Here is a 4,610-nt window from a genome sequence, read left to right on the forward strand (position 1 = left end):
GACGTGATGCCATGACGATAACGCGCTTGACTGAAAACCCTCGATCGAGGTTTTTTTTGCCTGACAAACATCATCTGGAACGCCCTACGCCCTCAATGCCACCCATTAAGCCGCAAGCCGTTGAGCTTGTGATCTTGGGGGGGATATCAATGGGGAACTATTGGGAAGTGGGGCTTGGTGCGGCCGGCGTGCATTTCGACGCTGGATCAGCACCGCGTTCCTGGAGCGGTAAAGGCGCGACAGACGATACCAGAGAGGATTTGAACGCAAATAAGAGCGCCGTCGCAAAACTGCTCAAGGAGCTAGACGACGCGCAAAGTACTGGCAAGAACCAAACTGTTCAGGCGCTACGCGACAAGCTCAATGAGAAACGTGAAGCGCTTGGGGACGAGGAGTTCAAGAAAGTCCTTGAACAACTCAAGGAAGGGCCATCGAATCGATGGCTGGAGTTGTTGAAGGCGCTGTTTCCGGACCTGTTTCCGGATACGCCTTCCCCTTCTCCTGCGTCTCCATCGCCATCGCGTGGCGGTGGCGGTGGCGGTGGCGGAGGTGGCCGTGGCGGTGGGGTGAATCAGGCGGGTTTTGGTCCTCGGGAGTCCATGAGTGACAAGCCGATTCTCGACGGTTCAAAGTATTTCAACTACAAGCCGGACAACAGCGATCCCGGGAAAAAGCCTGACAATATCTGGAGTGGCTTCAGCCAGGGGGATCAGGGCAACTGCATCACCGTTTCCGCCATAAAAGCTGCAATGATGCGGTACGGTCAAAAACCTACCGATGTCTACAAGGAGGTGAAGGAAACAAGCAAAGGCTATGAGGTGACGATGCGAGATGGCACCACGGTGCCTTTGACCAAGGATGAATTGAGGGAGGCTGCCGCACATGCTGGTTTCAAGGGCGATGATCCAGCGATGATAACCGATGCCAACTTCATGTATGCCGTGAGCGCCAAGCGGGCGCAGTTGGAAAACAATGATGGGAAGGCAAAGCAGAGTTTCACTGACGCGTTGAATAGCCTCAACGATGGAGAGGGCCCACGCGAAGGCCTGGATCGTTTGGGGCTGAAGGGGCTTTACAGGCCGGCGACGATGGCGACTTGAGAAGCAGTAAGGCAGGGACGGTGGAATTCGGCGGCCATTCGATGGCTGTGATCAATGGTCGCATGGAGTTGTGGGGGGGGGCGAGGCGATTATGCTTGGCCGGGTATGGCGACCGTGTTGATCTAGTCGCGCACTGGTTTTATGCCAGGCAAAAGAAAGCCCCCGATACACCGTCAGGTGTATCGGGGGCTTTTCAACCTTGGGTGGTTAAACCCAGGGCGCTCAGCTTACTGGCAAGCTTCGCAATCCGGCTCATCAATCGCACAGGCCTTTGGTACGGGCGCCGGGCCGGCTGGAGCGGCGAGTACCGAGTCATCACCATGGTTGCCGCTGGACACAGCGTTCAGCTTACCGGTGTTGATGGTCGACTTCTCGGTGCTGGTCGCGGCCAGGGCACGGAGGTAGTACGTAGTTTTCAGGCCACGGTACCAGGCCATGCGGTAGGTCACGTCCAGCTTCTTGCCCGAAGCGCCGGCGATGTAAAGGTTCAGGGACTGAGCCTGGTCGATCCACTTCTGACGACGGCTGGCGGCGTCAACGATCCACTTGGTGTCCACTTCGAAGGCGGTCGCGTAGAGCTCTTTGAGTTCTTGCGGGATGCGCTCGATCTGCTGCACGGAACCGTCGTAGTACTTCAGGTCGTTGATCATGACCGAGTCCCACAGGCCGCGGGCCTTGAGGTCGCGAACCAGGTACGGGTTGATCACGGTGAATTCGCCCGACAGGTTCGATTTCACATACAGGTTCTGGTAAGTCGGTTCGATCGACTGCGAAACGCCAGTGATGTTGGCAATGGTCGCGGTCGGTGCGATGGCCATGATGTTGGAGTTGCGAATGCCTTTCTGCACACGGGCACGTACCGGCGCCCAGTCCAGGGATTCTTCCAGGTCAACATCGATGTACTTCTGGCCACGTTGCTCGATCAGGATCTGTTGCGAATCCAGCGGCAGGATGCCTTTGGACCACAGCGAACCCTGGAACGTCTCGTAGGCGCCGCGCTCGTCGGCCAGGTCGCAGGAAGCCTGGATCGCGTAGTAGCTGACCGCTTCCATGGACTTGTCGGCGAACTCGACCGCTGCATCCGAACCGTAAGGAATGTGCTGCAGGTACAGCGCATCCTGGAAGCCCATGATGCCCAGGCCGACCGGACGGTGCTTGAAGTTGGAGTTCTGCGCCTGTGGCACCGAGTAGTAGTTGATGTCGATCACGTTATCGAGCATGCGTACGGCGGTGTTGACGGTGCGTTCCAGCTTGGCGGTGTCCAGCTTGCCGTTGACGATGTGGTTCGGCAGGTTGATCGAGCCCAGGTTGCAAACGGCGATTTCGTCCTTGTTGGTGTTCAAGGTGATCTCGGTGCACAGGTTCGAGCTGTGAACCACGCCCACGTGCTGCTGCGGGCTGCGCAGGTTGCACGGATCCTTGAAGGTCAGCCAAGGGTGGCCGGTTTCGAACAGCATGGACAGCATCTTGCGCCACAGGTCTTTGGCCTGGATGGTCTTGAACAGCTTGATCTTGCCTGGGTACTGGGACAGGGCTTCGTAGTACTCGTAACGCTCTTCGAAAGCCTTGCCGGTCAGGTCGTGCAGGTCCGGCACTTCGGATGGCGAGAACAGGGTCCATGGACGTCATCGAAGACACGCTTCATGAACAGGTCTGGGATCCAGTTGGCGGTGTTCATGTCGTGGGTACGACGGCGGTCATCACCGGTGTTCTTGCGCAGCTCGATGAACTCTTCGATGTCCATGTGCCAGGTTTCCAGGTAGGCACAGACAGCGCCTTTGCGCTTGCCGCCCTGGTTGACCGCTACGGCGGTGTCGTTCACGACTTTGAGGAACGGCACGACGCCCTGGGACTTGCCGTTGGTGCCCTTGATGTACGAACCCAAGGCACGCACCGGGGTCCAGTCGTTGCCCAGGCCGCCAGCGAATTTGGACAGCATGGCGTTGTCGTGGATCGCGTGGTAGATGCCCGACAGGTCATCCGGCACGGTGGTCAGGTAGCAGCTCGACAGCTGTGGACGCAGGGTACCGGCGTTGAACAGGGTCGGGGTCGACGACATGTAGTCGAAGGACGACAGCAGGTTGTAGAACTCGATCGCACGGTCTTCCTTGTGCTTCTCTTCGATCGCCAGGCCCATGGCCACGCGCATGAAGAACACTTGCGGCAGTTCGAAGCGGATCCCGTCCTTGTGGATGAAGTAACGGTCGTACAGGGTTTGCAGGCCCAGGTACGTGAACTGCTGGTCACGCTCGTGGTTGATCGCCTTGCCGAGTTTTTCCAGGTCGAAGGTGGCCAGGACCGGGTTCAGCAATTCGAATTCGATACCCTTGGCGATGTAGGCAGGCAGGGCCTTGGCGTACAGGTCGGCCATTTCGTGGTGGGTGGCACTGTCGGCCACGCCGAGGAAGCCCAGGCCTTCGGCACGCAGGGTGTCCATCAGCAGGCGCGCGGTGACGAACGAGTAGTTCGGCTCACGCTCGACCAGGGTACGGGCGGTCATCACCAGGGCGGTGTTGACGTCGGTCAGGGCCACGCCGTCGTACAGGTTCTTCAGGGTTTCGCGCTGGATCAGGTCACCATCGACTTCTTCCAGGCCTTCGCAGGCCTCGGTGATGATGGTGTTCAGGCGGCCCAGGTCCAGCGGTGCAAACGAACCGTCGGCCAGGGTGATGCGGATCGACGGGTGCGCTTGCACGGCGGCTTCTTCGGCCGGGGTGCGGACGGCACGTTCCTTGGAACGGGCGTCACGGTAGATCACGTAGTCGCGTGCGACTTTCTGCTCGCCGGCACGCATCAGGGCCAGTTCGACCTGGTCCTGGATTTCTTCGATGTGGATAGTGCCGCCCGATGGCATGCGACGCTTGAAGGTCGCGGTGACTTGTTCGGTCAGGCGGGCAACGGTGTCGTGGATGCGCGACGAAGCGGCAGCGGTGCCGCCTTCAACTGCAAGAAACGCTTTGGTGATGGCGACGGTGATTTTGTCATCGGTGTAAGGAACGACAGTGCCGTTACGCTTGATCACGCGCAGTTGGCCAGGTGCAGTGGCGGACAGATCCATATTCGAATCTGCTGCCTGCGGCACGGAGCCCTGCGGGTTCTCGCGAGTTGTGTCGGTTTGCATGGGGGGTTGTCTCCACATTCTATATTTATTTGGGCACCATCACGGTGCCCACCGTTCCGTCCTGAAGCACTTACAACAGGCCTGGGCCTGGCATAACAACTTCGGGACAGGAGGAAGGGGGGCTGTTCGCGCCGCTTCCATGCCGAAGTCTTCGGTTCGGGGCTTGAATGCCCTTGGCCGTATTACTGATGGGTGACAGTTGCCAGCTTCCAGCACTGCAACACCCGTACCGTTTTCCGCTGTTGGAGCTTGAAAACGGCTGCCATCCGCTTGAGCGGTTTGGGCTTTCAAAAAATGCTTGGGTTCGACCAAACAGGAGCAAGAAAGGGCTTGAGTTTCTTGTCTGATTTGTGTTGGGTCTTTTCGCTCAAAACCCTACATGTAGGGTT

At 58.5% G+C, this 4,610-nt stretch carries 1 protein-coding gene and 1 pseudogene; one reads left to right on the forward strand and one right to left on the reverse strand.

Annotated features, from left to right (window positions below):
* Window positions 1–1,100: hypothetical protein (locus tag IQK56_RS00625; RefSeq protein WP_206691703.1), on the forward strand; the 1,100-nt coding region annotated here is incomplete at its 5' end.
* Window positions 1,101–1,327: 227 nt separating this feature from the next.
* On the opposite strand, the pseudogene IQK56_RS00630 reads toward IQK56_RS00625, so the two are convergent.
* A pseudogene (locus IQK56_RS00630) lies at window positions 1,328–4,221 on the reverse strand (ribonucleoside-diphosphate reductase subunit alpha).
* Between the last annotated feature and the right edge of the window lie 389 nt (window positions 4,222–4,610).

Origin of the sequence: Pseudomonas cyclaminis (genome assembly GCF_015163715.1) — a bacterium.
In the GTDB taxonomy this organism is placed as follows: domain Bacteria; phylum Pseudomonadota; class Gammaproteobacteria; order Pseudomonadales; family Pseudomonadaceae; genus Aquipseudomonas; species Aquipseudomonas cyclaminis.